Annotated in this window: 28 protein-coding genes; 15 read left to right on the top strand and 13 right to left on the bottom strand. The window is 44.2% G+C overall.

The features are described from left to right. The first annotated feature begins 149 nt into the window (after positions 1 to 149). Both OCV19_RS03695 and OCV19_RS03690 read left to right on the top strand, forming a co-directional pair. Entirely contained in the window at positions 150 to 437 is a 288-nt protein-coding gene (locus tag OCV19_RS03695; protein ID WP_017110392.1) for a hypothetical protein, read from the top strand. A gap of 22 nt (positions 438 to 459) precedes the next feature. After that, positions 460 to 903 carry a YaiI/YqxD family protein gene (locus OCV19_RS03690; protein WP_017063355.1) on the top strand — a complete coding sequence of 148 codons (444 nt, stop codon included), beginning with the start codon at positions 460 to 462 and terminating at the stop codon, positions 901 to 903. 112 nt (positions 904 to 1,015) lie between these two features. Here OCV19_RS03690 and OCV19_RS03685 read toward each other — a convergent pair whose 3' ends face one another. The 3 genes from OCV19_RS03685 to OCV19_RS03675 form a co-directional block, all read right to left on the bottom strand. Further along, positions 1,016 to 2,602, bottom strand: a complete 1,587-nt coding sequence (locus OCV19_RS03685) for an AbgT family transporter (protein WP_065675229.1) — start codon at positions 2,600 to 2,602, stop codon at positions 1,016 to 1,018. Between the two features lie 387 nt (positions 2,603 to 2,989). Further along, complete coding sequence (ykgO, locus tag OCV19_RS03680; RefSeq protein ID WP_004734365.1) at positions 2,990 to 3,115, bottom strand: type B 50S ribosomal protein L36; 126 nt, start codon at positions 3,113 to 3,115, stop codon at positions 2,990 to 2,992. A gap of 1 nt (position 3,116) precedes the next feature. Continuing rightward, the gene (locus OCV19_RS03675) at positions 3,117 to 3,377 is read right to left on the bottom strand and encodes a type B 50S ribosomal protein L31 (protein ID WP_065675228.1); all 261 of its coding nucleotides are present in this window, start codon (positions 3,375 to 3,377) and stop codon (positions 3,117 to 3,119) included. Between the two features lie 124 nt (positions 3,378 to 3,501). On the opposite strand from OCV19_RS03675, the gene tsaA reads away from it, so the two are divergent. The 6 genes from tsaA to OCV19_RS03645 all read left to right on the top strand — a co-directional run bounded on the left by tsaA (position 3,502) and on the right by OCV19_RS03645 (position 8,019). Next, positions 3,502 to 4,197: a tRNA (N6-threonylcarbamoyladenosine(37)-N6)-methyltransferase TrmO gene (gene tsaA / locus OCV19_RS03670; protein ID WP_065675227.1), complete on the top strand. Its 696-nt coding sequence runs from the start codon at positions 3,502 to 3,504 to the stop codon at positions 4,195 to 4,197. 101 nt (positions 4,198 to 4,298) lie between these two features. Then, positions 4,299 to 6,014, top strand: coding sequence for a proline--tRNA ligase (locus tag OCV19_RS03665; RefSeq protein WP_065675226.1), 1,716 nt, complete (start codon positions 4,299 to 4,301; stop codon positions 6,012 to 6,014). 190 nt (positions 6,015 to 6,204) lie between these two features. Further along, on the top strand, positions 6,205 to 6,894 hold the full coding sequence (locus OCV19_RS03660; RefSeq protein WP_065675225.1) for a tellurite resistance TerB family protein: 690 nt from the start codon (positions 6,205 to 6,207) through the stop codon (positions 6,892 to 6,894). A 169-nt stretch (positions 6,895 to 7,063) separates the two neighbouring features. After that, positions 7,064 to 7,267: a YaeP family protein gene (locus tag OCV19_RS03655; protein ID WP_008222923.1), complete on the top strand. Its 204-nt coding sequence runs from the start codon at positions 7,064 to 7,066 to the stop codon at positions 7,265 to 7,267. A gap of 1 nt (position 7,268) precedes the next feature. Next, positions 7,269 to 7,460, top strand: coding sequence for a DUF4250 domain-containing protein (locus OCV19_RS03650; protein ID WP_010436438.1), 192 nt, complete (start codon positions 7,269 to 7,271; stop codon positions 7,458 to 7,460). A gap of 232 nt (positions 7,461 to 7,692) precedes the next feature. Further along, a complete protein-coding gene (locus OCV19_RS03645; RefSeq protein WP_019819867.1) occupies positions 7,693 to 8,019 on the top strand; it encodes a hypothetical protein in 327 nt (108 codons plus the stop codon). Positions 8,020 to 8,235: 216 nt separating this feature from the next. Here the strand turns inward: OCV19_RS03645 and glyA are convergent, their stop codons facing one another. Beyond that, a complete protein-coding gene (gene glyA, locus OCV19_RS03640) occupies positions 8,236 to 9,486 on the bottom strand; it encodes a serine hydroxymethyltransferase (RefSeq protein WP_048606700.1) in 1,251 nt (416 codons plus the stop codon). Between the two features lie 346 nt (positions 9,487 to 9,832). Here glyA and OCV19_RS03635 point away from each other — a divergent pair, with 346 nt between their 5' ends. Together OCV19_RS03635 and OCV19_RS03630 are read left to right on the top strand one after the other, a co-directional pair. Beyond that, positions 9,833 to 10,435, top strand: coding sequence for a YitT family protein (locus OCV19_RS03635; protein ID WP_017060757.1), 603 nt, complete (start codon positions 9,833 to 9,835; stop codon positions 10,433 to 10,435). An 82-nt stretch (positions 10,436 to 10,517) separates the two neighbouring features. Further along, positions 10,518 to 12,083 carry a winged helix-turn-helix domain-containing protein gene (locus tag OCV19_RS03630; protein ID WP_065675224.1) on the top strand — a complete coding sequence of 522 codons (1,566 nt, stop codon included), beginning with the start codon at positions 10,518 to 10,520 and terminating at the stop codon, positions 12,081 to 12,083. 158 nt (positions 12,084 to 12,241) lie between these two features. Here OCV19_RS03630 and OCV19_RS03625 read toward each other — a convergent pair whose 3' ends face one another. Further along, a complete protein-coding gene (locus OCV19_RS03625) occupies positions 12,242 to 13,003 on the bottom strand; it encodes an IS5 family transposase (protein ID WP_086738309.1) in 762 nt (253 codons plus the stop codon). A 37-nt stretch (positions 13,004 to 13,040) separates the two neighbouring features. Between OCV19_RS03625 and OCV19_RS03620 the strand changes: the two genes are divergently transcribed. Further along, on the top strand, positions 13,041 to 13,979 hold the full coding sequence (locus OCV19_RS03620; RefSeq protein ID WP_065676696.1) for a hypothetical protein: 939 nt from the start codon (positions 13,041 to 13,043) through the stop codon (positions 13,977 to 13,979). A gap of 144 nt (positions 13,980 to 14,123) precedes the next feature. Here OCV19_RS03620 and treC read toward each other — a convergent pair whose 3' ends face one another. The 5 genes from treC to gmhB form a co-directional block, all read right to left on the bottom strand. Further along, positions 14,124 to 15,809 (bottom strand): alpha,alpha-phosphotrehalase, encoded by a 1,686-nt coding sequence (gene treC / locus OCV19_RS03615; RefSeq protein ID WP_065676684.1) that lies wholly within the window; start codon positions 15,807 to 15,809, stop codon positions 14,124 to 14,126. A gap of 141 nt (positions 15,810 to 15,950) precedes the next feature. Continuing rightward, complete coding sequence (gene treB / locus OCV19_RS03610; RefSeq protein WP_017063347.1) at positions 15,951 to 17,375, bottom strand: PTS trehalose transporter subunit IIBC; 1,425 nt, start codon at positions 17,373 to 17,375, stop codon at positions 15,951 to 15,953. A 204-nt stretch (positions 17,376 to 17,579) separates the two neighbouring features. Continuing rightward, the gene (gene treR, locus OCV19_RS03605) at positions 17,580 to 18,524 is read right to left on the bottom strand and encodes a trehalose operon repressor TreR (RefSeq protein WP_065676685.1); all 945 of its coding nucleotides are present in this window, start codon (positions 18,522 to 18,524) and stop codon (positions 17,580 to 17,582) included. Between the two features lie 89 nt (positions 18,525 to 18,613). Continuing rightward, on the bottom strand, positions 18,614 to 18,949 hold the full coding sequence (locus tag OCV19_RS03600) for an MliC family protein (protein WP_048664565.1): 336 nt from the start codon (positions 18,947 to 18,949) through the stop codon (positions 18,614 to 18,616). Positions 18,950 to 19,012: 63 nt separating this feature from the next. After that, entirely contained in the window at positions 19,013 to 19,597 is a 585-nt protein-coding gene (gmhB, locus tag OCV19_RS03595) for a D-glycero-beta-D-manno-heptose 1,7-bisphosphate 7-phosphatase (protein ID WP_017060762.1), read from the bottom strand. A 207-nt stretch (positions 19,598 to 19,804) separates the two neighbouring features. Between gmhB and metN the strand changes: the two genes are divergently transcribed. The 3 genes from metN to OCV19_RS03580 all read left to right on the top strand — a co-directional run bounded on the left by metN (position 19,805) and on the right by OCV19_RS03580 (position 22,388). After that, positions 19,805 to 20,839 carry a methionine ABC transporter ATP-binding protein MetN gene (gene metN, locus OCV19_RS03590; RefSeq protein ID WP_065676686.1) on the top strand — a complete coding sequence of 345 codons (1,035 nt, stop codon included), beginning with the start codon at positions 19,805 to 19,807 and terminating at the stop codon, positions 20,837 to 20,839. Then, positions 20,829 to 21,512 (top strand): methionine ABC transporter permease, encoded by a 684-nt coding sequence (locus OCV19_RS03585; protein WP_065676687.1) that lies wholly within the window; start codon positions 20,829 to 20,831, stop codon positions 21,510 to 21,512. The genes metN and OCV19_RS03585 overlap by 11 nt, the downstream gene beginning before the upstream one ends. 66 nt (positions 21,513 to 21,578) lie before the next feature. Next, the gene (locus OCV19_RS03580) at positions 21,579 to 22,388 is read left to right on the top strand and encodes a MetQ/NlpA family lipoprotein (RefSeq protein ID WP_065676688.1); all 810 of its coding nucleotides are present in this window, start codon (positions 21,579 to 21,581) and stop codon (positions 22,386 to 22,388) included. A 91-nt stretch (positions 22,389 to 22,479) separates the two neighbouring features. Here OCV19_RS03580 and OCV19_RS03575 read toward each other — a convergent pair whose 3' ends face one another. The 3 genes from OCV19_RS03575 to syd all read right to left on the bottom strand — a co-directional run bounded on the left by OCV19_RS03575 (position 22,480) and on the right by syd (position 25,414). Beyond that, positions 22,480 to 23,685: a carbohydrate porin gene (locus tag OCV19_RS03575; RefSeq protein ID WP_065676689.1), complete on the bottom strand. Its 1,206-nt coding sequence runs from the start codon at positions 23,683 to 23,685 to the stop codon at positions 22,480 to 22,482. Positions 23,686 to 24,087: 402 nt separating this feature from the next. Next, positions 24,088 to 24,864, bottom strand: coding sequence for a Zn-ribbon-containing protein (locus OCV19_RS03570; protein WP_017060766.1), 777 nt, complete (start codon positions 24,862 to 24,864; stop codon positions 24,088 to 24,090). Between the two features lie 4 nt (positions 24,865 to 24,868). Then, positions 24,869 to 25,414, bottom strand: a complete 546-nt coding sequence (gene syd / locus OCV19_RS03565; RefSeq protein WP_050645783.1) for a SecY-interacting protein — start codon at positions 25,412 to 25,414, stop codon at positions 24,869 to 24,871. Between the two features lie 131 nt (positions 25,415 to 25,545). On the opposite strand from syd, the gene queF reads away from it, so the two are divergent. Beyond that, complete coding sequence (gene queF, locus OCV19_RS03560) at positions 25,546 to 26,391, top strand: NADPH-dependent 7-cyano-7-deazaguanine reductase QueF (protein ID WP_065676690.1); 846 nt, start codon at positions 25,546 to 25,548, stop codon at positions 26,389 to 26,391. The last annotated feature ends 57 nt before the right edge of the window (positions 26,392 to 26,448 follow it).

The raw sequence follows: 26,448 nt of genomic DNA, 5'->3' as shown, positions 1-26,448 counted from the left end.
AACCATATACACATAAATCTCTCTAGCGATGTATTCGTGTTATCTCACAGCCTTTGTAAGAGATCTCTCACAAGCCATGGGCGGTTTTATGATTCGCTATCATTCACCAGAGCGAGTAAAATGACCAAAGACTAAAAATGGAGGTCAACATGCTGACAAAAGATGTTTCTGAAGAGTTGAAATCAGTGCTTGAAGGACTACAAGCGCAAGGGAAAGAGCCGACAGTTGCTTTAGTTAAGGCTCGTATGAGCACATCTGTTCCAATGCCCGCTTTAATCACGACTATCAAGAGCTGGAAAAGCGCAAATCGTGTTCCTAAAGTTGAAGTCGCGACACAAGAAGAGCCGGCACTTGATCGTGTTAGCCAGCTAGAAAAGCAAATCCTTGAACTCACCGCTCGTGTTGCTACGCTTGAAGCCAAGTTAACTGAGCAATAAGCTAACAGAGAATTAGAACACTATGAAGATATGGGTTGATGCGGACGCTTGTCCAAAGGTTATCCGAGAAACAATCGTACGCGCAGCTGAGCGCACAGGGGTTGAATGTACCTTTGTGGCAAACCATCTGGTTCCCGTTCCTAAACGCAATAACATTCACTCAATTCAAGTGCCAAGCGGGTTTGATATTGCTGATGATGAAATCGTAAAGCGCACTGAACCCGGCGATCTTGTGATTACATCCGATATCCCTCTGGCTGACGAAGTGATCACTAAAGGTGGGCAAGCACTCAGCTCTCGTGGTGAGCTTTACACCAAAGAGACCATCAAAGCGCGCCTGAATATTCGTGACTTTATGGATACCATGCGTTCAAGTGGCATCCAAACGGGTGGACCAAGTGCCCTTTCTCAAACCGACCGTCGTGAGTTTGCCAACCACTTAGATAGAATTCTAGCCAAACGCTAGCTGGCTCATCCGAGCTTAACCTAGTTCTATCTCTCCATAAAAAATCAAAAAACCTGCAAACAATGCAGGTTTTTTTAATATCAATTAGAAGAAGGTTTCCCCTACTCTACAACTAAGGCGTGTAGTACGTTGCAGCACCTGGGCCTACTGGTAGACCAAATACGAATACCCACACGTAGAACATTAAGCTCCAACCAACCAAGAATACGATTGAGTATGGAAGCATAGTTGCAATCAGAGTACCGATACCTAGGTTCTTCATGTAACGCGTCGCTACAGCAAGGATAAGACCGAAGTAGCTCATCATTGGCGTAATGATGTTGGTTGTTGAATCACCGATACGGTAAGCCGCTTGAATCGTTTCAGGTGCGTAACCAACTAGCATTAGCATTGGAACGAAGATTGGTGCTGTTACTGCCCACTGTGCAGAAGCTGAACCGATCATCAGGTTAATGAAGCCACACATTAGGATGAATGCGAAGAACAACATTGGACCCGTTAGGCCGATATCTTGTAGGAAAGTAGCACCTGCAACTGCGAATACTTGACCGAAGTTAGTCCACTTAAAGAAAGCAACAAACTGAGCAGCGAAGAACACAAGTACGATGTACATGCCCATTGAAGACATAGACTTAGACATTGCATTGATTACATCACGGTCTGTTTTCATTGTGCCGGTAACTTTACCGTAAACAAAACCAGGAACTGCGAAGAATACGAAGATGAACGCTACGATACTTTTCAGGAATGGAGAACCTGAAACCGTACCTGCTGCTGAACGTAGAACACCATCAGCTGGAACAATCGTCCAAGCAAGAAGCGCTGAAACCGCTAGCACTGCGATACCCGCAAGCTTAAGGCCTTTCTTCTCAACGTCTGTTAGCTTGCCCATTGAATCATTTGATAAATCTTCAGACGCTTCTTCGTCGTTGTATTTACCCAGTTTTGGTTCAACAATCTTCTCAGTTACCAATGCACCTGTAATCGCGATGAAGAAAGTAGAAACAAACATGAAGTACCAGTTTGATTCAGGGCCAACGTTGTAAGTCGGGTCAATCATTTGTGCTGCTGTTGTAGTAATACCAGAAAGCAGCGGGTCAACCGTACCGATTAGAAGGTTTGCAGAGTAACCACCAGATACACCAGCAAATGCTGCCGCTAGACCTGCTAATGGGTGACGACCCAAAGAGTGGAAAAGCATTGCTGCAAGCGGGATAAGTACTACATAGCCAAGCTCTGAAGCTGTGTTAGAGATAATACCTGCGAAAACTACGGTTACCGTAACCATGCGCTTAGATGCGCCCATTACCATGCCACGCATCGCCGCAGATAATAGACCTGAGTGCTCAGCAATCGCTACACCTAGCATTGCAACAAGCACGGTACCTAATGGCGCAAAGCCAACAAAGTTTGTCACTAGATTAGTAACAATGAGCTGTAAGCCTTCAGCATTAAGTAAGCTTACAACGTAGATCATGCCGTCAGCAGCACGACCTGGAGCACCTTCTGGACGAGGGTCCATAACAGACACATCAAAATATCCAGCTATACCTGAAGTAACTAGAATAGCGACACAGAAGATTGCGAAAAGAGTGATCGGGTGGGGTAATAGGTTCCCCAAATATTCAACACCATCGAGAAAACGGGTAAAAATAGGTTTCTTTGGCGAGTTGTTTTTTATTGAAGCTGATGAACTCATCAGTTCCCTCCTTGTAGTGATTCCTATGCAATTGTGACAAAAATGTTCAAATTGCCAGCGAAGGGTACGCGACAAAATTATCAATTAGAAATTCAAAATGTTACAAAATGTGTAACAAACGACGATTTTTAACTCTATTTGAACAATTAATTAGCAAATAAATCTATATTAAATACAAAATCTAGATTTATAATTCACAACTACGCATTCACTAAAAATATAACTAACGATATAACCTATTGATTCACTTGAAAACAAAACACACCGTACGCTAAATAAACAGTCTATCTTTAATCAGGTTCCTCTTGAGGGAAAAGAAAAGCAGGCAAATGAATGAAGTTTGACTTTCCCCTCGTTTTTACACTTGCGTCACATCAATTTGACTGACTATTTCTGAACCGCTTTGAATCTCGGATTGGTTTTGCAGATAACATAATGACGACCTCTGCGCTTTACTATCTGGCAATCAGGATGGCGGCTTTTCGCGCTTTTAAGTGATTTCACAACTTTCATTCTATTTCGCTCCCTTACCTAATTGACCAAAACGACGAGTGAAGTTCGCCACACGACCTTCTTTATGTAGCACTCGTTGTTTACCCGTATAGAAAGGATGCGACTTTGACGACACCTCAATCGTGAAGTAAGGGTAAGTATTGCCGTCTTCCCATTCGATAGTACGGTCTGTTTTTAGCATTGAGCCGATTAAGAAGTACTCATCGACACTGGTATCATGAAAAACCACGGGACGGTAATCTGGATGGATATTCGGTTTCATTGTATTCCCCTTACACAACTAATTTGATATGTTATAACATTTCAAATGATAATTATTATCAAAAGAAAAACAAGCGATTTTATGATATTTTTCCGTCTTAATCGTAATCAGAGAACACCCAACTATGTACACCATTGAACCTGTTGGCTTTATTGAGTCTCCTTATAAAGAGAAGTTCGCTGTGCCAAGGCAGCCTAGGTTGGTACCCACATCCACCTCAAGAGTCAGGTTGGTTGATACAGCAAACTGCCTTGAGTCTGTTCGTGATATAGAGCAATTTAGCCATGTTTGGTTACTATTTCTGTTCGACAAGAACCTTGAAGCAGGCTGGAAACCAACGGTGAGGCCACCTCGCCTTGGCGGGAATGAACGTATTGGTGTATTCGCGTCACGTGCCACATTCAGACCAAATGGAATTGGCATGTCTGCGGTTGAACTAAAAGGTGTGTCTCAAGAGAAAGGACAGACTTGGTTGGATCTCGGCAGCGTCGACTTAGTAGACGGTACACCGATCATCGACATCAAGCCTTATATCCCCTATTCAGATTCGATTCCGGATGCATTGGGAGGGTTTGCCGCCGATGAACCAGAGGTGCTCGACGTTAACTTTTCGCAGCAAGCGCAAAGTAAGCTCGCAAGCCATCCACAAGCGCGCCATATCATTCAGGTGATCAAAGAAGTATTAGGCCAAGATCCTCGCCCTGCCTATAAGAAAGGTAAACCTGACAACAAGGAATATGCGGTAAATTTGTTCGATCTTAACGTGAAATTCGTAGTTGAAACGCTTTTCATCAATGTAACTGACATTGAACGCTTTTGAGATCCCAAATAGGCTGATATTATATGCGGCTATATCAGATTTGCTGTGGTCACGAACGACAGCAAGTTTTCTTTTATCAATGATGAAACGGATACCATAGAATGCGTACCAGTAACTACCTTCTTTCTACTCTGAAAGAGACTCCAAACGACGCAGAAGTTATCAGCCACCAGCTGATGCTACGTGCAGGTATGATCCGTAAGCTAGCTTCAGGTTTATATACTTGGCTACCTACTGGTCTACGTGTACTGCGTAAAGTCGAAAATATCGTTCGCCAAGAGATCGATAATGCAGGTGCCGTTGAAATCTTGATGCCCGTAGTTCAACCGTTTGAGCTTTGGGAAGAGACTGGCCGTTCTGAAAAGATGGGGCCTGAGCTACTTCGTTTCACAGACCGTCACTCTCGTCCATTTGTTCTTAGCCCAACAGCAGAAGAAGTGGTAACGAGCCTAGTACGTAACGAGATCAGCTCTTACAAACAGCTACCTCTAAACCTGTACCAAATCCAGACTAAATTCCGTGATGAGCGCCGCCCTCGTTTTGGCGTAATGCGTGCACGTGAATTCTCTATGATGGATGCGTACAGCTTTGATATCGATAAAGAAGGCTTAGAAAAGTCTTACCAAGCGATGCACGATGCTTACTGTAAAGCATTCGACCGCATGGGCCTTGAGTACCGTCCAGTATTGGCAGACTCTGGCGCAATCGGCGGCAGCGGCTCTCAAGAATTCCACGTTCTTGCTGAAAGCGGCGAAGACCTAATCGCATTCTCTTCTGAGTCTGATTACGCAGCGAACATCGAGAAAGCAGAAGCACTAGCTCCTACTGAAGAAGTGGCAGCGCCAACTCAAGAGATGGAACTGGTTGATACGCCAAACGCAAAAACAATCGCAGAATTGGTAGAGCAACACGGTCTAGCAATCGAGAAGACTGTTAAAACTCTATTCGTTAAAGCTTCTGATGAAGTAGACGCTGATATCATCGCGCTAATCATCCGTGGTGACCACGAACTTAACGAAGTGAAAGCAGAGAACCTTCCACAGGTTGCTTCTCCGCTAGAGATGGCTTCTGAAGAAGAAATCCGTGCACTTGTTGGTGCGGGTCCTGGTTCACTTGGCCCTGTAGGCCTAGAGCTACCATTCATCGTTGACCGCTCTGTTGCTGTAATGAGCGACTTTGGCGCTGGCGCAAACGTAGACGGTAAGCACTACTTTGGTATCAACTGGGGTCGTGACGTAGAGCTTGCTCAAGTTGAAGACCTACGTAACGTTGTTGAAGGCGACCTAAGCCCATGTGGTCAAGGTACTATCCAACTTAAGCGCGGCATCGAGGTTGGTCACATCTTCCAACTGGGTAATACTTACTCTAAAGCAATGAACTGTAACGTGCTTGGTCCTGATGGTAAGAGCGTTATCCTAGAAATGGGTTGTTACGGTATCGGTGTTTCACGTGTTGTTGCATCTGCTATCGAGCAAAACCACGATAAATTCGGTATCACTTGGCCTGACGCACTAGCGCCGTTCCAAGTTGCTATCGTACCAATGAACATGCACAAATCTGAGCGTGTTAAAGAAGCAGCTGAGAAGCTATACGCTGAATTAACAGCTATGGGTATCGAAGTTTTATTCGATGACCGTAAAGAGCGCCCTGGTGTTATGTTTAAAGATATCGAGCTTGTGGGTATCCCTCACACTATCGTTATCGGCGATCGCAGCATGGACGAAGGTAACTTCGAATACAAAAACCGTCGTACTGGTGATAAAGAAGCTATCGCAATGGACACGGTTATCGAGCACCTTAAAGCTCAACTAGCTTAGTAATCAGATTACTCACTAGATAAACATTGAAAGGCTACCATCAGGTGGCCTTTTTTATACCTATTTTTTCCCTTCAAACTCCCTTCCATTTATCAGTAGAGTAAATAACGTAAGTTAATCTCCTGTTCATCTTCAAATCCGTATATTGGTGTCATCAACTTTTTGGACATGCTCACCATTGGAGGTATCGATGGATATCAAAAGCTTACTGAACCAAGCACTTAAATCAGATCTCGTAAAACAAGGTACTCAGAAACTTTCACAAGGGTCTTCAAGTTTAAGTGGCCTTTCTCAAGGCAGCAATGGCAAGAGTAGCAGTAAAAGTACACTCGGAGCCTTCGGTGCAGGCGCAGTTGGCGGTGGACTGCTAGGGGCGTTAATGGGCTCGAAGAAAACCAAAAAAATGGGTAAGAAAGCCGCTGGCATTGGTGGGGCAGCAGCACTTGGTGCTCTCGCTTATAAGGTCTACAACGACTACCAGTCTAAACAAGGTCAGACACCCAATGTCGAACAGGCTCAGTTTGATGAGAACGACTCAAACCATAGCGTGCTGATTCTCAGATCGATGATTGCAGCGTCCAAAGCCGATGGTCATGTTGATGAAGAAGAGATGGCTAAGATCGAACAAGCCGTCGAAAACATGGGTGCCGATTATCAACTGACTAAATTGGTCTCTGAAGAGCTGCACAAACCGCTCGATCCAAGCGAAATCGCTCAGCTCGCGACCTCACCTCAACAAGCGAGTGAGATCTATTTAGCGTCTTTGATTGTAGCGGATGAACAAAACTTCATGGAGAAGGCCTACCTCAAAGAGTTAGCCAAGCAACTCAACCTTGCTGATGAAGTTACTTATCAACTTGAACAGCAAGTCTCTGGTTAAGCAGTCAATATCCGGCTTAGTTAGCAAGCTAGCAAAGTGATACGTTGAGCATCAACAGAATGAGATATTGAGCAAGAACAAACTAACTCTGAACTTAATCAGATCCACTTTGTTTTTGCTTATCTCTATGTGTATATTGAGATCAGTTATCATTTGGTTAGGTATAAAAATGAAAGTATACGATTGTTGTGATTTGGTGCGTGAACTGTATTCTCAAATTGGCAGTGGCGACCAAGGCTATATCCCTAAAGCGATCACCTGCGCGGTAAAAACATTGAACGACCTTGCTGCAGATGAATCTCTTCCTAAAGAAGCGCGTGAGCGTGCAGCATTTGCCGCTGCGAACCTGCTGATCTCAGATTTCGAGGACTAATATGAACCTCGCTAATTTTGAAAAGATGGATCCTGTAATGTTGATGAGCATCGTCAACATGAAGCTACGTGACGACTTCGGTGGTGATTTGGATCGAGTGGTCAACTTCTACGAGATCGACAAAGCAGCATTGATCGCTAAACTTGCGTCTGCTGGTTTTGAGTTCCTTCCAGAAGCCAAACAGTTTCGATAGTCATTTAGAACACGCTTGATTTTGAAAGGCCAACCTCAGTGTTGGTCTTTTTTATTGGTGATACGTATTGGATAAACATGTAGTTAGCCAGTTATAAATTATCTGTCTACATCTATACTTTTATATCTTAGAGTCAACGAACGCTCCTTGAACCAAAGCGTATTGTTGTATAGGCTACCTGAAATAGCCTATAAAACTCATCACCCAATCTGATGATAGCGAAGGATTAACAATGAAAAGACTCGGACTTTTGGCAGTTTTCGCTGCAACACTGACTGCAGGTTGCGCTTCAAATACACAGCAAGACAACTTTCGTGAAGCCTCTTTTGAGCTGTGTAACACCGAAGTCGATATTTACTCAGTAAGCCATGATGAAAGAGTACGCATTGTCTGCTCTGATGGCTCTAAATTCGCTTTAAACAACGAAGATACGCTAGAAGTGATGCGTGATATCAATATCGACTACTGTGACGGCGAAGGCTTAGGCAAATTCAACGAGAGCCGCCATTATTACTCATTCAAGTGTAAGTCTGGCACCCTGCTTAGTATCAGAAAGTAGAACCAACATAAGAAAACCACAAAGGGTTGATGTGCAAACATCAGCCCTTTTTAATACCCGTAATAACCAATTTTCAAAAACAAAAAAGGCTCCCAACAGGAGCCTTTCAAATCGTATTTTTCAATCAAATAGCTTTAGTTCAAGGAAAAGGCGCGGAGTTTACGAATGTAAATGAGCACCTTTGACACAGAAATTAAGCTATTTGAGCCAGAAAAATTATGCGTAAACCGGTAGACGCTTACAGATATTTAGTACTTTTGCTTTCGTTGCTTCGATAACAGACTCATCGCCCATGTTATCTAGGATGTCACAGATCCAACCTGCTAGCTCTTTCGCGTCTGCTTCTGAGAAACCACGACGAGTGATAGAAGGAGAACCGATACGGATACCTGAAGTAACGAACGGGCTACGTGGATCGTTTGGTACAGAGTTCTTGTTCACAGTGATGTTCGCTGCACCTAATGCTGCATCTGCTTCTTTACCTGTGATGTCTTTGTCGATTAGGTCAACTAGGAACAGGTGGTTCTCTGTAGAACCTGAAACGATGTTGTAACCGCGTGCTAGGAATTCAGCAACCATTGCTTTTGCGTTAGCAACTACGCGAGCTTGGTATTCTTTGAACTCTGGCTCTAGAGCTTCTTTGAACGCTACTGCTTTACCAGCGATAACGTGCATTAGAGGACCACCTTGGCCGCCTGGAAATACTGCTGAGTTTAGTTTCTTGTAAAGATCTTCGCCTTCGTTAGAAAGGATAAGACCACCACGAGGACCAGCAAGCGTTTTGTGCGTTGTCGTTGTTACAACGTGAGCATGTGGAACTGGGTTCGGATAAACGCCTGCAGCGATTAGACCAGCAACGTGAGCCATATCTACGAAGAAGTAAGCACCTACTTTGTCAGCGATTTCACGCATGCGCTTCCAATCACAAACTTGAGAGTAAGCTGAGAAACCACCGATGATCATCTTAGGCTTGTGCTCGATAGCTAGCGCTTCCATCTCTTCGTAATCGATTTGACCTGCTTCATCGATACCGTAAGGGATGATGTTGTAAAGCTTACCAGAGAAGTTTACTGGAGAACCGTGAGTTAGGTGACCACCGTGTGCAAGGCTCATACCTAGAACAGTATCGCCAGCATTCAGTAGTGCCATGTATACAGCGTTGTTTGCTTGAGAACCTGAGTGAGGTTGTACGTTTGCGTATTGAGCGCCAAACAGTTCACATGCACGTTCGATTGCTAGAGTTTCAACTTTATCTACGTACTCACAACCACCGTAGTAACGCTTACCTGGGTAGCCTTCAGCGTATTTGTTTGTAAGTTGAGAACCTTGAGCTTCCATTACACGTGGGCTTGTGTAGTTTTCTGAAGCGATAAGTTCGATGTGCTCTTCCTGACGAAGAGTTTCTTCTTGGATAGCTGCGAATAGATCCGCATCGTAATCAGCAATGTTCATGTCACGCTTAAGCATCTGTATCTCCTGACTCAGATTGTACTGAAAGTTTCAAAAAAACCACACAACGACCGAAAGCAAACGTTTCCTTCACCGTTTTGATGTGACGCATTCTACATAATTTGATCTAGGTCATAAAGAGCTAATTGCAATTTTATCATGCAGTTTTTTCATAATCACATATAAGATTCATCATGTTATTTGGCTTATCCAACCAAAGATGACGCTTACTGTCAATTTTACGCTTTACACCCTGTAAAACGCAGATTACATAGGTTTACCTTAATTTTGCCCCTCAAGCTACCGAAAGCTAAGGTTTTTCTCTACTATGCACGCCTTTATTGGTTAGGTAATTATAAAAACGATGGAAAAACACTCACGTAAAGAAGATTGGGTAGCGATTCTCACTGGCACGTTTTTAGTGGCGTTAGGCGTCTTCTTTTTACAGTCAGCGAACCTGCTTACCGGTGGTACTACTGGCTTGGCTCTGCTTTTGAGTCAATTCTTGCCTGTAACCTTTGGTATTTTGTACTTTGTTGCCAATTGCCCATTCTATTTATTAGCATGGAAACGATTCGGCCGTAGCTTTGCTATTAGCAGTGCGATTTCTGGTGCTTTAGTATCTGTGTTTGCCGATCATTTATACTTAGTTATCTCGCTAGAAGTTCATAACGAGATCTATTGTGCTGTTGCCGGCGGCTTATTAATGGGCTTAGGTATGCTAATCCTATTCCGTCACCGCTCAAGTCTGGGTGGCTTCAACGTACTGTGCTTGTTTATCCAAGACCGCTACGGTATCTCGGTAGGTAAAACACAAATGGGTATTGATGCATGTATTCTGTTTGCATCGTTCTTCTTCGTGTCACCTTGGGTGATTGCCGTATCTGTATTAGGCACCGCAGTATTGAACATCGTATTGGCAATGAACCACAAACCAACTCGCTACTCGGTGAATTACGCGTCTTAATACCAATCACCCTGTGAATTACTAGCTGTTTTTAATAACAAAAACAGCTAGAATTTAGGTTTTATAAACCGTCACCTTTTCTATGCAAGATTACCTCTCTAGCGCCAAAGACCAACAAGCCTCTATTTATATTGAAGGCTTGGAATTCAACCCCAACACACGAGTCTTAAGTTGCGACGAGCAGGTCATCGATTTAGAACCTCGTTCTATTGAATTACTCGAACTGTTTCTGACTAGCGTGGGTGAACCGCTCGCTGCTGAGCGCATCATTGAATCTGTATGGCAAAGTAACTTCATTTCAAAAAATGTTCTGACAAACCGAATCAGTACCTTACGTTCAGTACTTCAAAAACACCTACCTGATAGCGACGCGACCAAAATACTGGTGACTTACCCACGCAAGGGTTACTTCCTAAACCCAAGTTCGGTTAGCTTTGCTGCGGCTTCCCCTGATTTCAAAGAGGATGATGCCGCCATAGAATCTCCAACCAGTCAAAAAGGATTTACCTCCAATCCAGTTAATCCTTGGCTTGTTGTGGTGTCTTTGGTTTTGCTGATCAGCACTGCGGTAATGGGCTATATGCTTTGGCAATCTTCGACTCGTGCTTCTGAAGTCGAACGCGACCAACGATTGATTCCTAAGGTCGAACTTCTCCTGAATCGATTGGATGCCATCGGCGATAATTCCAGAAAATACCGAAAAGTCGTAAAAGCATTAATACTTCAACAGCAGATTGAATACGCCTACACCGATCTTGCTAACCAAGATGCGCCAAGCTACTTCCTTGACCCTATAGACAGCTCTCCCTTCTTTCCGGGCGCAAAGAACATGCGCACCAGTGATTACCTGCTTAACATTCAGCTGAAGGATCAAGAAGTAGATAAACGCCTCGTCGCTAAAATAAGCCTGATTTACCCAAACTCAGGGAAGTTGGCGTTTGGTGGGGTTTACTCTATTGATGTTAATAACATCAGCAGCAGCGTTATGGAGATCAACCGAGAGTTGGCTAACTACTTTGCTCTGCCTGCACCATTGTCGCCAGACTGGTCAGTCGATAATACCGAAGTCAGCGAATTGCTGAGTGGAAAAACCATCACGTTTGATGGCATCAAGCTCAACACCATGACGTCTACTCTGATTGCACGACAACTTGCTCTATTTGAAACGGATCAGAAGAAGCTCATTGCGTTCACCAATCTTGTTCAAACTCGATTTAAGTTACTGCCAGACGAACTAAAACTTTGGGTCGGTATCATTCATTTCAAACTGAGAGATCTGCAAACCGCAAAAGAGCTCCTAACCAATACCTCAGGAAACTCTACGATCGAAAATGCGTTGGTTTATATGATGGTTTCTCACATTGCTTATAAGCAAGGCAACATGGAGAAGTTCCGCCTCAACTACATGGAGTCGCTGGTTGCGTTATTGAGAGTGGTTCCATCCGAAGATTTATTCGCTCGGCTATCTAAACCTGAATCCAAATCGACCTGCCTACAACCTTGGAAGAGCTTAAAGCTAAGCGTTAAAGAGCCTTTAATCATAAAGCAGTGGGAAACATTAATGCTTAACTACTGCACCGCTGTCGGGCAACAGTTCTCAAAGGATAAAGAAAAACCCTTTACAATAAATAACTTAAATATAAATTAAGATCTTATGTGACTTCGTTTTTTGCCCTATTTACTCCCCAAACAATAGCATTCCTAAAAACATCGGGCCCACCAAGGGCTTCCAACTTTAGGAATGTTCAACATGAAAAAAACAATGACGCTACTAGGGCGTGTTGATCTTTGCTGTACATTTCGCGTTCAACAATACATCGGTAGCCACATTAACATGAATGCCAGCGATAACATGCTGGCATAATTCCTTTCTAGCTTGTCATATCTACTTGAAATAGCTCGATAATGCTTAATTCTCCCAAAGGCATTTTCGACCAAGTGACGATACTTGTATAAACACCAATCCATACTGTCTTTGTCTATATCTTGTCCGTAATTGCGTTTAGCAATTACCGTTTCTCCGCCACGTTCCTTAACAAAAATACGGAAAGGTTCGCTGTCATATCCTTTATCACAAACGATGGTATTAACTTCATCGAGTTGCTCAACTAAGCTTTCGGCATGCACTATATCGTGGCGTTGTCCCTCTGATAAATCAAAGCAAATCGGCAGGCCACCACTATCTACGGCTAAGTGAATTTTGGTTGAGTTGCCCCCGCGACTTTTTCCTATTTGCTCTGAACTTTCAGTAGCTGCACCTGTACTATGCTGATGTGCTCTAACTATAGAGCCATCAAGAAATACCCATTCAAAATCAGCCATGTTAGATAAGCTTTTGAAAAGATTATCTAAAATCCCTTTCTTTGACCAAAGATTAAATCGTCTGTAAACGGTACTCCACTCTCCGAACTCAGAGGGTAGATCTCGCCAAGGAATACCTGTTCTCATTCGATAAAGTATTCCTTCAAATGTCATTCGATGTTCAGTTTTATCGTAAATACGACCTGTACTTTTCATAACTTGGAGTAGCAGTTCCCAGCGAATATCAGTTAGCATTGTTCTTGGCATGGTATTGGTTATGGTTTTACTTTTGGCGAAGCAAATTATAACTCTTTACCATGCTGTTCAAAAAACACTCACGAAAGATCAACACGCCCTAGCGACCTCTCTCTTTGCCCTCTATGGTTGTGGCGGCGGAGGCGGCTCTTCTTCTGGTTCTACAGATGGTAATAAAGGTCCAAGCAGTCAGGTTGATTACCCTATTGCGAGCTCTGCATTTTCCCCTAAACCAGAAACAACATTGGGCTACTCGTTTACCAAAGATGGTAAGACTGAAGGCGTGATGACAATGAACTTCACTCCTTTAAGCGGTGAACTCATTATTGCAGGGTTACAAGAAGAGGCCAGCAATGAAGCGGTCGTTCAAGTTATCAATGATCTGATCAATTACGGCATCACCGAATTTTATGTATCTGAAGACATCATGACGAATGTTGAAGGTACACAAGAAGACGGCAGCATTTATTTTGCAGGCCCTGACCGCGGTCTACATGAAATCACCAATGCCTACTTTATTGGTAGCCAATACATCACAACCGTAATACGCAGCAGCCCTCTTTTCCGCTTGAAAGGAACTGACGTAAAAGAGAGTAACCCAATCATTGATATCAGTGAGGAAACCGTTTCATTGCAAGTGACGTTAGATGGCGAAGCAGTCGCTAACATGCTGAATGACTTTGAAGACAACTCGTGGGTATCAAGCCTGCCAACTAATGCCTCATGCCTAGTCACATGGCAACAACAGATTGAAGAAACAGGCGTACGTAAGAGTTTCAAGATCTCTGATAAATCAATCGAAGCTGCGAATCTAACAGAAAAAAACACCTACTACATTAACTGTGAAGGTATGGATTCTACAGAATTTGGCACATCATCAGAGCGCTGGTTCAACCCTAGCATCGGTTTGATTGAACAGATTGAATTGATGTCTGTAGAACAATCTACGATCGAAGAATCAGCAGCGATACTGACTTCGATTAGCTAGCCCTGACTTAGATTCACCGAACCTGAGCGCAACAGCTAACTAACCACAAACAATAAAAAAGGCTTTGGGGAGCACTCCAAAGCCTTTGTAAAAGCCTAATCCTTTAAGGGGAATCAGAATTAGGCTTATTGAAATGAAACAAGGTTAACCTTCAATCAAGAGAATACGAGTCTCGTAAGGACGTAACACTTGATGATGTAATGCAACTGAAGTGTTCGCTTGTTGATAGTTAGACAACAAACTCTTCGCCTTAGTCATATCAAAACGTTCCGGCAAAACGCATTCTGCCTCTTCGCCATAATAGTTGTTAATACACAGCAAAGTTTGACCTTCGTTCTCACGTGCATACGCAAAAATGGATGAGTGTTCAGGCAGTAGATCTTGATAACTGCCATCCGTAATCACTGGCACTTGTTTACGTAACTCAATCAAACTCTTATAGAAATAGAAAACAGAGTCTTTGTCTTCAAGTGCTTGCTCAGTGTTAATCTCAGAGTAATTATTCGCTACATCAAGCCATGGCTGAGCTTGTGAGAATCCTGCGTAAGGCTCACTGTTCCATTGCATTGGTGTACGAGAGTTATCACGAGACTTCTGCGCTAAAATCGCCATCATATCTTGATGCGCTACACCATCACGGTTAACCATAATGTCGTACATATTGGTACTCTCAACGTCACGATATTGGCTGATGTCGGTATACCCCGGGTTGGTCATACCAATCTCTTCACCTTGATAGATGTAAGGTGTGCCTTGCATCATATGCACAGACGCAGCAAGCATCTTGGCTGATTCAACGCGATATTGCTGATCGTTACCTAAGCGGCTCACCACTCTTGGTTGGTCGTGGTTACACCAGAATAGTGCGCCCCAACCTTTACCATTCAATCCTGTTTGCCAGTGGTTAAAGATCGATTTGAGCTGTAAGAAATCGAACGGCGCATTAGTCCACTTCTCACCATTGGTGTAATCGACCTTAAGGTGGTGGAAGTTAAACACCATCGATAGCTCACTGTTATCAACGTTTGAGTATTGCTGGCAGTGTTCCAACGTGGTTGAAGACATCTCGCCGACGGTCACGCTGCCGTACTTCTGGAATACGGCTTCGCTGATCTCTTTCAGGTATTCGTGCACACGTGGACCATCGGTATAGAAACGACGGCCATCACCGATATCATCGTTAGGGAAGTCTTGTTGCTTCGAAATCAGGTTGATCACATCCAAGCGGAAACCGTCAACGCCCTTCTCTGCCCAAAAGCTGATAACGTCTTTCACTTCTTCACGTACAACCGGGTTCTCCCAGTTGAGGTCAGCCTGTTCTTTAGCGAACAGGTGTAGGAAGTATTGCCCAGTCGCCTCATCTAATTCCCATGCATTACCACCGAACTTAGACTGCCAGTTGGTTGGTGCGTGACCATCTACCGGATCTTTCCAGATATAGTAATCGCGGTACGGGCTGTTTTTGTCTCCCAAAGCAGATTGAAACCATGCATGCTCTGTCGAGGTATGGTTTACCACGATATCCATCACGATACGGATACCACGTTGGTGCGCTTCAGACAGCAATAAGTCGAAGTCTTCCATGGTGCCGAATTGAGGGTTAATCGCGTAGTAGTCTGAGATATCGTAGCCATTATCGATCATTGGTGATGCGTAAACCGGGGTTAGCCAAATCGCATCGACACTCAAATGTTTGAGGTAATCCAATTTCGAAATGATCCCTTTGATATCGCCAGTACCCTTACTGCCACTGTCGCAGAAGCTCTTTGGGTAGATTTGATAGATGGTCGCGGTTTTCCACCAGCTTTCATCATGTTCAGTCATCGCCATCTCTAACACTCACTTACCAGAAAATATAAAATAAAAATCACCATGCAAATCATGGTCGAATAGCCGTTATAACTAAAAGAAAAAGCTATAACTAAGAGAAAAAGCGATAACTCACATTGGAGTCATCGCTTATTAAATGCATTACGCGTTCGCGGTTTCTAACTCACCCTTGGATTGGGCTCGCTTGTAAAAGAACAGGGTTAACGTGATAGGCAGTACTATCGCCACCAGCATCGCGACTAGGTAAATCGACCAATATTGAGGTTGAATCGATAAGATGCCCGGCAAGCCGCCAACACCGATACCATTCGCCATCACACCCGCGCTACCACAGATTGCGGCTGCAACAGCACTACCAATCATTGCGCTGAGCATTGGGAATTTGTATTTAAGGTTAATACCGTACATCGCAGGCTCTGTTACACCTAAGTAGGCTGAGATTGCCGCAGGAACCGAGATGTCTCGTTCACCTTCACGCTTGCTCAAGATAATGATGCCGACTACTGCCGATGCTTGTGCAATGTTTGATAGTGCAATCAAAGGCCAGATTGGTGTGCCGCCTAAGTCTTGCATCAATTGCAGATCCACGGCGTTGGTGGTGTGGTGAATACCCGTGATAACCAAAGGTGCGTAAAGGAAGCCAAATACCACTGAACCAAGAATCGCAAAGTCACCTGTCATTGCCGCTTTAGCTGCGAATGCCACACCATCGCCTAACATACGACCGAATGGGCCAATGAAAGCGTGCGCTAGAATCACAGACAAAATAATCGATACAAATGGCACAACCACTAGGTACAAGTAAGCTGGGACGATGCGCTTAAGATTGGTTTCAATGAACGCCAAAGCCACACCCGCTAACATCGCAGGGATCACCTGAGCCTGGTAACCGACCTTCTCAATCACGAACAGTCCAAAATCCCATACCTCAGGTACCGATTTACCTATCATGTATGCGTTCATGAGCTGTGGTGAAACCAAGGTCACACCGAGCGTGATACCCAAAATAGGGGTTCCGCCGAGTTTCTTAACCGTTGCCCAACACACGCCAACTGGTAGGAAGAAGAAAATAGCTTCGCCGATCAACCATAAGAAAGAGTGAACGGTTGCCCAGAATTGACTGATTTCAACGAGGGTTTTGCCGTCGAACATGCGAATGTCGCCAATCACATTACGGAAACCAAGAATCAAACCACCAGTAATGATGGCAGGCAGCAGTGGTACGAAAATTTCGGCTAAATGGGAGATACCACGCTCAAGGAAGTTCATATTTTGACGAGCAGCCAGCTTCGCCTCATCTTTTGATGATGCCTCTTTACCTGTCTGTTCAATCAGAAGTGCGTACACTTCATCAACTTCAGTGCCAATCACAACTTGGAATTGGCCTGCGTTAGTAAAACAGCCTTTTACTAGCTTCAGTTTTTCGAGTTCAGCTTTGTTGGCCTGCTCTGTATCGTTCAATACAAAACGCAGTCGAGTCAGACAGTGGCTGACACTCGCTATGTTTTCTTTACCACCGACTAACTCGATAAGACGCGCAACGTCTTGCTTCGCTATCTTACTCATACTACCCCACCCTGGTTTCATTCAATTACTCATCTAAACCATGCAGCTATAACCACTCAGATTTAGATTTATGGGAACATTCCCAATCACGGTTATTATAATGCCCGCATGAATGATAAATTAAAATGGGAACAGTCCCATTAGTTGAAAGAGATCACACTCTAATTTTAATCTAAGCGGTTCAATTTCGCTTAATTGAGTGGATTATAGAATAGGAGATTGTGTGTGATGAGAGATCTCTGAATTGCCTAAAAGCTGAGAGATCAATAGATTAGCAGCCAGCTTACCTGCAGATTGGTAACCAGGATCAATACTAAATACTCGCGGGAACAAGAAGGAAAGAAGATCATTGCCACCAACGCCCGTGACGACCACATCTTCACGCTGTAACTCTTGCAGACGTTTTATGACGCCAAGGGCAAGGGTATCACTGGCACAAACGATCGCTTGAGTCGCGGGAGTCAACACCTCATCCACCAGCTGATAAGCACTTTCGTGATGAAGCTGCCCAGTACGATAGTTTGCAATCACTCCGGTGCTTTCACACCAATCAAGATAAGCCTTGAGACGCAATTCACCAGTTGATTTATCACTAGGGTCAACCCCGATAAAGCCAACGTCAGAGATCCCCTGATCCGATAAATGCGCCAACGCACTATTGATCACCTGCTGGTTATCATAGTTAATCGACGTCACATTCTCGGTATCCAGAGCAATCACCACGGCTTTGTGCTCCCACGCTTCGATCGCAGGAATATCACAATCCGTAAAACCAAACACAATAATGCCATCAACGTTACGACGTTTAAGAACCTGAAGATGCTCGTTGGCTTTTTCTCTGTCGAGTTGGCTTTCCATGATCACGACATCATAATCCGCTCGATACAACTCGGCCAGCATGGTGCTAACGGCTTTGTTTTCAGAAGGAGAATCCAAACGAGAGATAATCACGCCGATGACTTTTTGGCTGCCACCGCGCATCGATTGCGCTGACTTTGAAGGCGTATACCCAGATTCTTGAATTACTCTTTCCACCCTTTCACGGGTTTCAGGTTTCACTTTTGGATCATTGGTCAGAACGCGTGATACGGTTGACTTACCAACACCGGACAGTTTTGCAATATCAAGAATAGTGAGTTTTTTGCTCATAAAAAGTCTAACGTTAAAGGGAAGAGAATAAAAAGTGAGGGCAGATTCCCTCACTTAACTGTTTGTAAATCTTAGAAGTTAACTATGACTTACTTTCGACAATTTTTATAGACGACACGACCAAGTTCTAGACGTGCGTTGTCACCTTTAGTGCGTAAAGTGACGCTATTGATCAGCTCAGAGGTACCATCATCTAAGATATACTTCGTTCCTGAACCTGCCGCTATTTGAGTGAGGCGATATTCATTCTCTGGCAAACGTAATACCGCTTTCTCATTACCAAGGTAAGCGACCTTAAATGAAGCGTCAGACTCACATTGATAAGTCACGAATTGATCGTCCGATACTGCACCATCAGGCGCTGCGGATTTAGAACACCCGAATAACGCTACCGTACATAGAGATGCTATCAACAATGCTTTCATACTGCGTTCCTCATCTTTATATAGTGAACAACACTTATATCTAAGTGAAAGAGACTTAGTGCCTTAACCTTTTAAGAATGCTGGTACATCTTTAATACTGTCAAGCACAACACTTGCAAGTGCTTCACCTTTTTCAGTGATTGGTTTGCCGGTTCTTACCAACACTTTAGTACCAACACCTGCCGCTTCTGCAGCCATCATGTCTTCCGCTTTATCGCCGATCATGACCGAGTTAGCCATATCAATCTTCAGAAAGTCACGAGCAGAAATGAACATGCCTGGCTTTGGCTTACGACATTCACAATCTTGCTTGTAGTCGCCAATACCGTGTTCCGCGTGGTGCGGGCAGTAATAGATGCCATCAAGCTCAACGCCGTTATCAACAAAGTTCCAATCCATCCACTGTGTCAGAGAAAGAAAACGGTCTTCACTAAACATGCCGCGAGCAATACCAGATTGGTTGGTCACTAGCACCAATAAATAACCCATATCTTTAAACGCTTTCGCCGCTTCAAACACACCATCGATGTATTCAAAGTCATGCTCATCATGTACGTAGCCGTGATCAACGTTAATCACACCATCACGATCTAAAAAAACAGCAGGTTTAGACAAAATTTTGTTCTCTATCAACTCTCTATTAATCATTAATTATTACACGCTTTATTTGCTTCATCACTATCTATTTAGTTTTGCGTTCGTTAACGATTTGTTTCTAGCTTAACCATACAATCGACGTTTAGCCGTCTAGACGTAAAAATATCTATTGACTTAGATCATAGAACACCATAGCATCGTCTGTAAATCGAGCGAGCTATCGACATATTATTCTGTTCTACCTGCACGGGTTTCTCTATGATTAAAGTTAATCAAGTCAACAAGGTTTTTTATCAAGGCAATAAAGAAATCAATGCCTTAATTGATATCAACCTCCACATTCCTCAAGGTCAAATCTTTGGAGTCATCGGCTCTTCTGGTGCAGGCAAAAGTACCCTAATCCGTTGTGTAAATATGTTGGAAGCTCCGACCTCTGGTGAAGTGATTGTTGACGGTATCGACCTAACAAAACTCAGTAAATCAGAACTTAGCGAAGCGCGCCGTAACATCGGCATGATATTCCAGCACTTCAACCTGCTGTCTTCTCGTACTGTATTTAACAATGTAGCACTGCCTCTAGAACTTGCTGGTAAAGATAAAGCGATTATTGAAGCGAAAGTCAGCGAGTTACTTGAACTGGTTGGCCTTGCAGACAAGCGTGATACTTACCCTGCAAACCTAAGTGGCGGTCAAAAGCAGCGTGTGGCGATTGCTCGCGCACTGGCCTCTGACCCGAAAGTACTGCTATGTGATGAAGCAACCAGCGCATTGGATCCAGCAACAACTCAATCAATTCTTGAGCTGCTGCGTGAAATCAACCGCAAGCTGAACATCACTATCCTGCTTATTACGCACGAGATGGATGTAGTGAAAAGCATTTGTCATGAAGTCGCGATCATTGGCGGCGGTGAATTGGTAGAGAAAGGCACAGTCGGTGACATCTTTGCTCACCCTAAGACAGAGCTAGCACATCAATTTATTCGCTCAACGTTGGATCTGACGATTCCTGAAGATTACCAAGCACGCTTGCAAGAGACTCGCGTAAACAGCAGCTACCCGCTGGTGCGTCTTGAGTTTACTGGTGCAACGGTTGATGCTCCGCTGATGACGCAAATCGCACGTAAATTCAATATCGATGTCAGCATCCTAAGCTCTGACCTTGATTACGCCGGCGGCGTGAAGTTCGGCATGATGGTTGCTGAACTGTTCGGTAATGAAGCCGATGATAATGCTGCTATTCAATTCCTACGCGACAACAATGTAAAAGTAGAGGTACTTGGCTATGTCCTTTAGTTTCAACGAGGTTGCTGACTGGGTCAGCCTTAACGGTAACCTTCTATTAGGCGCAACAGGCGAAACCCTTTACATGGTTGCTGTAGCGGGCATTGTTGGCTTCGCTGTCGGTATCCCATTAGGCGTGATTCTACATACGACGAAAAAAGGTGGTCTGTTAGAGAACACCAAGCTAAACAAAATTCTCGGTGCGGTTGTGAACGTGGGCCGTTCAGTGCCTTTCTTAGTACTGATGGTTGCTATTATCCCACTGACTAAGATGCTGATTGGTACCTTCATTGGTACAACAGCAGCGATTGTTCCACTGACGATTGGCGCTATCCCATTCGTGGCTCGACTAATTGAAAGTGCGCTACTTGAAGTACCAACAGGTCTAGTGGAAGCGGCTCAATCAATGGGCGCAACACCAACACAAATCATCAATAAGGTTCTGCTTCCAGAAGCACTACCGACTATCATCAACTCAGTAACGATTACGCTAGTGACTCTGGTGAGCTACTCAGCAATGGCAGGAACTGTTGGTGGCGGCGGCTTAGGTGATGTCGCGATTCGTTACGGATTCCACCGTTATGATGTGACTATCATGGCTGTGACGGTAGTGATGTTGATTGTGCTGGTACAAATTATTCAATCAATCGGTGATTCATTAGTTCGCCGCGTTGACCACAGATAAAGACTCACGCATAAAGATTAGAGTCGTCTGAACCCAATTAAATAGATTTATTAAAAGGAGATTATTATGAAATTTAGCCTTAAAGGTTTACTAACTATCGCAGCAGCAGCTTCAGCGCTAGTTCTAGCAGGTTGTGGTGATAAAGAAGTGGATACTTCTAAAGTAAAAGTTGGCGTAATGGCAGGTGCAGAAGCGCAAGTTGCTGAAGTGGCAGCTAAAGTAGCGAAAGAGAAATACGGCCTAGATGTTGAGCTAGTAACATTCACAGATTACGTAACACCAAACGCAGCTCTAGATGATGGTTCTATCGACATCAACGCATTCCAACACGCACCGTACCTAGATCAGCAAGTGGCTGACCGTGGCTACAAGCTAACTATCGCTGGTAACACGTTTGTTTACCCAATTGCGGGTTACTCTAAAGAAGTGAAATCAGTAGACGAAATCCAAGACGGTGCTCGTATTGCTGTACCAAACGACCCTACAAACCTAGGTCGCTCTCTACTTCTTCTTGAGCAACAAGGTCTTCTTGAACTTCGTGAAGGCGCTGGTCTTCTAGCTACCGTTCGCGACATCGTGGGTAACCCTAAGAACCTAACGATTGTTGAACTAGATGCAGCTCAACTGCCACGTTCTCTTGATGATGTAGCGCTATCTATCATCAACACAACTTACGCGAGTTCTATCAACCTGACTCCACAAAGAGATGGCGTATTCGTTGAAGACAAAGATTCTCCTTACGTAAACCTAATCGTTTCTCGTGAAGACAACCTAAACGCTGAAAACGTACAAAACTTCGTTAAAGCTTACCAAACTGAAGAAGTGTACAACGCAGCTTCTGACATCTTCCAAGGTGGCGTAGTTAAAGGTTGGTAATCAACTAAACGACAGCACTGTATAGATACCCGAAGGGGCTGACATAACGTCAGCCCCTTTTTGTTGGTTAGGATTTACCAGAAAATACGACTTACCACCAAGCTTCCACTTGCATACCAACGCTCATTTCACTGTTTTTACCTTCACCGAAGGCATTGTCGTTTTCAGCATCATTTAAATAAGTAGCGAAGATACGGAATTCAGGACGAGACCAGAAACCCACTTGTGGAACCCAGGCCTGAGCGATTGTGAATTTACCACCTGCCCCATCTTTGTTATCAATCGTTTCTACAAAACCACCAATTTCAAGAATGGTACGCATGCGTTTGTCCCACTTATAAAGCGGACGAATGACGGCACTGAAAGAGTCATCATCGCTATTATTTGCACCCACACCGGTTGACGCGGCATAACGCACAGTGTGGCCAAACTCAATGTTCTCGCCAATCGCAAGCACGCCCCAGTTAATCAATCGGAAACCCTCGGCGTCATTATTGTTTGCATCACGTAAGATGCCCTTACCGGTACCAAAAGTCGTCATCTGCTCGGCATAGCCAGAGTTAGCAACCTGTAGAATCGTTTTGTTGAAGCCACCTGATAGATTTTGATTCAAACTTGCCGTTAACATTACGCTGTCATCCGCGTCTACCGTTTGACCTTGTTTTTCATTGGCGAAGTTCATATCAATACCGACCTCAAGATCAGCATTGTTCCACAGTGGAATCCCGGCATAGCGCACGTCTGCAATCATGGCTGTGGTTTCTTTGCCATCAAACACATCACCAGTCACCGTGTCTTGAATCAAAGCTACCGATAATTTACCTGGGCCCATATTGATGTGCTCTACGCCAGCACCAATACCACTTACATCCCAGTAGTAGTTATCAACGATGTGTACATCATGACGTTGGTAGTAGCGCTCACCCGCCCAAATCCCAATGTCCTTATCTTCAAAAAGCCCCACCGCTTGAACATTCAATTGCACCACATCCACGCTTTTATCCGCGGCATTCTCATCTTGGCCTTGCCAGTACGACAACATGGAATCAACTAAAAATGAAACGTCGTCCTCAGCATACACCTCTTTCTTAAAGCCAAACTCACCATACAGGTCATTTTCGTTGCCGAGTCGGCCAACTTTACTCACCTCCCACTTACTGTTTGAGCCGCCTTCATTACTAAGGCCAACGCCGCCGCGCATGTAGCCATTGAACTCCAATGGCGTGGTTTCATCAGCGTATAAATTAGGGGCAAGTAAAGCAGTAGAGAGTGCAGCAGCAATAGGTAACAGTTTCATCGTCCATTCCTTTCAGATCTAGAATCAGGTTATTATTTACAAATGGGAACATTCCCATGGGATCGATCCCATTTATATTGAGAAGAATATAAATTGAAAGAGAACTGATTGACTATTGTGATCTGGCTAACTATTGAGGTAACTAAAAGTTGATGGATGTTGGATTATTTCAATGAATACATTGGCGCTACAGAAAGAGCTGAATATCACGTTCTGTGCGTATTGAAAGGGGAAAAGGGTAACGATAAGAGAGTAATAAAGATCGAGCCAAGACAGGTAACGAAGTCACGACATCGGGGATGATACAAGGTGCTAAACATTTAATATAAAAGGAAAAAAATATCGGACCACTAAATAGCACTCCGATATCTAAAGCATGACGCTTAAATAACTACAAGAAGACTACTTCAGGTGGTCCCAAGAGATGTTTGACACCAATCGGCAGTCATCACACTTGAAATAGAAAATATCGTGGATAGGCGCATCTAGCAGCCATTCACCACCACATTGTGGGCATTTGCGCTCTTTTTCATCTTTCAGGCTGATTCCACCGACACGGTATAAGTAGTAGTAGGTTGGAACCTTAGTCAGATATTCAATGCGCCCTCTTAGACCCCAACCGCGTTTAAACAGCACACTCTTAGTGTCACTGATCTCGGTTAGCGTTGCATGTTCAGCGCGACAACCACCACCCATTTGTACTTCATCACAGGCTTGCCATTCTGTCTGCCATTTCAACACGGCTTTATGGTCGCCATTGAAGGTAGGTGGATTACGATACAAAGGGATTGGTAGCAAGCTATCGCCACTGCGCAGCGGTGAACAGGTATGCACGAATGTCGTGTATAACACCTGCCAGCTTGGCGTCTCATCTTCTGCCACTTCTTCTGAGTTCAGATCTCGACCTAGCAAACGCATTTTAGGCGCCAGTAGGCTCGCGTTAGACAAGCGATCAAAACACACTTTCACAAAGTCTGAGTGATTACGCGGGTGCAAGCTGTCTTGCTCCGGGCACACAACGCGAACATAGAATTCACCATCGCCCATCACGATTGGGAACTCACGACCTAACACTTGTCCGTTATAACGAAGTGCATCCATTAAGCCATTAACAGCCTTGTCGACAGCGCTTACCGTTGTGTTATCAAAACACTCAAATTGAAGTTCTAGTACGTACATCTATTTATACCGCTGGTTGTAGCTTTTCTAAAAATTCTGCCAATGTCTCGGCGAGTACATCGCGATTTTTGGTGCCTAAGCGCTCCAAAATCACGTTACCCGTTAGGTTACAGATAGAGATAACATCCAGCTCTGCATCGGTCGCGGCAATGAAAACCGTTGGTTTTAGCTTCAAGCGACGCTGAGTCACTAGGTGACCCAAAATGTTTTCTTGTAGGCATTCGAAGTCTTCATCACTCCAAATCTGTAATAGAGTCAGCTCGTTACCATCAAAGGTCGCGTTCATATCTGCGCTGAATTGTGCGCCGTAGAAAGTCTTGATGTCGTCATGCAGAGTCAACTCAATACCGGTTTCAACGTTGGTGAAATCCGCGAATTGCTCACGTGGATAGTGCTTCCACAACACGGCGTCGCCACTCTTTTCTTCTACGCATGGCGATACGATGTCCACCAACTCCTCATTACGAGGTAAGCTTTGGTGTTGCTGCTGCCACGCGTCAACGTATCGCTGACTAAAAGAAAGTAGTGCGTCTTGAGCACGTTGAGTCATGAAAATCTCCTAAACACAAAATAATAAATAGAATCCGAGCCCTTTCCGCGCCGATTAAGCGATGACTTAATGACAGGGTAAGGGGGATTCAGTAAAATCGACCCCATTCTAATCGAATTTGAAACGAAAGTATGAGCAAATATTCTGACGCAAAAGAGCTAGCGGGTTTAACCCTTGGCCAAAAAACTGAGTACTCTAACCAATACGATGCAAGTTTATTGCAACCAGTGCCTCGTAGCCTTAATCGCGATGATCTTGCGCTAAACGGCGAGCTGCCTTTTGTTGGTCATGATATTTGGACGATGTACGAGCTTTCGTGGCTAAACACCAATGGCCTACCACAAGTGGCGGTCGGTGAAGTTTTCATCCCAGCAACGAGCCCAAACTTAATTGAATCAAAATCTTTCAAGCTTTACCTAAACAGCTACAACCAGACTCAATTTGAAAACTGGGATCAAGTCACTGAGCGCCTGACCCAAGATTTGTCGGCATGTTCAGGCGAAACGGTGATTGTGAATGTAAACTCAGTAACCGACTACACCAACCAACCTATCGTGACGATGGAAGGCGACTGTATCGACAACCAAGACATCCAAATCACTAGCTACGATTTCGAAGCGTCACTGCTTGAAGGTGCTGCTGGCGAACAAGACGTTGAAGAAACACTGCACAGCCACCTATTGAAATCGAACTGTTTGATCACCAATCAACCGGATTGGGGCAGCGTTGAGATCGCATATTCTGGTAAGCAAATTGACCGTGAAGCTCTGCTACGTTATTTAGTTTCTTTCCGTGAGCACAATGAATTCCACGAACAATGTGTTGAGCGTATCTTCACTGACATCATGAAATACTGTGCACCTTCGAAGCTAACTGTATTCGCACGTTACACACGTCGTGGTGGTCTGGATATCAACCCATACCGTTCAACAGAGCAAGATAGACCAAGCCACAATAAGCGTATGGCTCGCCAATAATCAGGCGAGAACCACCCACACTTATTTGAACCTACCAAATCTTTAAAGGGACATTGA

It is taken from the genome of Vibrio celticus (genome assembly GCF_024347335.1).
Classification (GTDB): Bacteria; Pseudomonadota; Gammaproteobacteria; order Enterobacterales; family Vibrionaceae; genus Vibrio; species Vibrio celticus.
This window is presented reverse-complemented; position numbering and strand designations above follow the sequence as displayed.

Excerpts from the sequence above, each read along its gene's own strand:
- OCV19_RS03695 (WP_017110392.1), top strand. The coding sequence starts at position 150 with ATGCTGACAAAAGATGTTTCTGAAGAGTTGAAATCAGTGCTTGAAGGA.
- OCV19_RS03690 (WP_017063355.1), top strand. The coding sequence starts at position 460 with ATGAAGATATGGGTTGATGCGGACGCTTGTCCAAAGGTTATCCGAGAA.
- OCV19_RS03685 (WP_065675229.1), bottom strand. The coding sequence starts at position 2,602 with ATGAGTTCATCAGCTTCAATAAAAAACAACTCGCCAAAGAAACCTATT.
- ykgO (WP_004734365.1), bottom strand. The coding sequence starts at position 3,115 with ATGAAAGTTGTGAAATCACTTAAAAGCGCGAAAAGCCGCCATCCTGAT.
- OCV19_RS03675 (WP_065675228.1), bottom strand. The coding sequence starts at position 3,377 with ATGAAACCGAATATCCATCCAGATTACCGTCCCGTGGTTTTTCATGAT.
- tsaA (WP_065675227.1), top strand. The coding sequence starts at position 3,502 with ATGTACACCATTGAACCTGTTGGCTTTATTGAGTCTCCTTATAAAGAG.
- OCV19_RS03665 (WP_065675226.1), top strand. The coding sequence starts at position 4,299 with ATGCGTACCAGTAACTACCTTCTTTCTACTCTGAAAGAGACTCCAAAC.
- OCV19_RS03660 (WP_065675225.1), top strand. The coding sequence starts at position 6,205 with ATGGATATCAAAAGCTTACTGAACCAAGCACTTAAATCAGATCTCGTA.
- OCV19_RS03655 (WP_008222923.1), top strand. The coding sequence starts at position 7,064 with ATGAAAGTATACGATTGTTGTGATTTGGTGCGTGAACTGTATTCTCAA.
- OCV19_RS03650 (WP_010436438.1), top strand. The coding sequence starts at position 7,269 with ATGAACCTCGCTAATTTTGAAAAGATGGATCCTGTAATGTTGATGAGC.
- OCV19_RS03645 (WP_019819867.1), top strand. The coding sequence starts at position 7,693 with ATGAAAAGACTCGGACTTTTGGCAGTTTTCGCTGCAACACTGACTGCA.
- glyA (WP_048606700.1), bottom strand. The coding sequence starts at position 9,486 with ATGCTTAAGCGTGACATGAACATTGCTGATTACGATGCGGATCTATTC.
- OCV19_RS03635 (WP_017060757.1), top strand. The coding sequence starts at position 9,833 with ATGGAAAAACACTCACGTAAAGAAGATTGGGTAGCGATTCTCACTGGC.
- OCV19_RS03630 (WP_065675224.1), top strand. The coding sequence starts at position 10,518 with ATGCAAGATTACCTCTCTAGCGCCAAAGACCAACAAGCCTCTATTTAT.
- OCV19_RS03625 (WP_086738309.1), bottom strand. The coding sequence starts at position 13,003 with ATGCCAAGAACAATGCTAACTGATATTCGCTGGGAACTGCTACTCCAA.
- treC (WP_065676684.1), bottom strand. The coding sequence starts at position 15,809 with ATGGCGATGACTGAACATGATGAAAGCTGGTGGAAAACCGCGACCATC.
- treB (WP_017063347.1), bottom strand. The coding sequence starts at position 17,375 with ATGAGTAAGATAGCGAAGCAAGACGTTGCGCGTCTTATCGAGTTAGTC.
- treR (WP_065676685.1), bottom strand. The coding sequence starts at position 18,524 with ATGAGCAAAAAACTCACTATTCTTGATATTGCAAAACTGTCCGGTGTT.
- OCV19_RS03600 (WP_048664565.1), bottom strand. The coding sequence starts at position 18,949 with ATGAAAGCATTGTTGATAGCATCTCTATGTACGGTAGCGTTATTCGGG.
- gmhB (WP_017060762.1), bottom strand. The coding sequence starts at position 19,597 with ATGATTAATAGAGAGTTGATAGAGAACAAAATTTTGTCTAAACCTGCT.
- metN (WP_065676686.1), top strand. The coding sequence starts at position 19,805 with ATGATTAAAGTTAATCAAGTCAACAAGGTTTTTTATCAAGGCAATAAA.
- OCV19_RS03585 (WP_065676687.1), top strand. The coding sequence starts at position 20,829 with ATGTCCTTTAGTTTCAACGAGGTTGCTGACTGGGTCAGCCTTAACGGT.
- OCV19_RS03580 (WP_065676688.1), top strand. The coding sequence starts at position 21,579 with ATGAAATTTAGCCTTAAAGGTTTACTAACTATCGCAGCAGCAGCTTCA.
- OCV19_RS03575 (WP_065676689.1), bottom strand. The coding sequence starts at position 23,685 with ATGAAACTGTTACCTATTGCTGCTGCACTCTCTACTGCTTTACTTGCC.
- OCV19_RS03570 (WP_017060766.1), bottom strand. The coding sequence starts at position 24,864 with ATGTACGTACTAGAACTTCAATTTGAGTGTTTTGATAACACAACGGTA.
- syd (WP_050645783.1), bottom strand. The coding sequence starts at position 25,414 with ATGACTCAACGTGCTCAAGACGCACTACTTTCTTTTAGTCAGCGATAC.
- queF (WP_065676690.1), top strand. The coding sequence starts at position 25,546 with ATGAGCAAATATTCTGACGCAAAAGAGCTAGCGGGTTTAACCCTTGGC.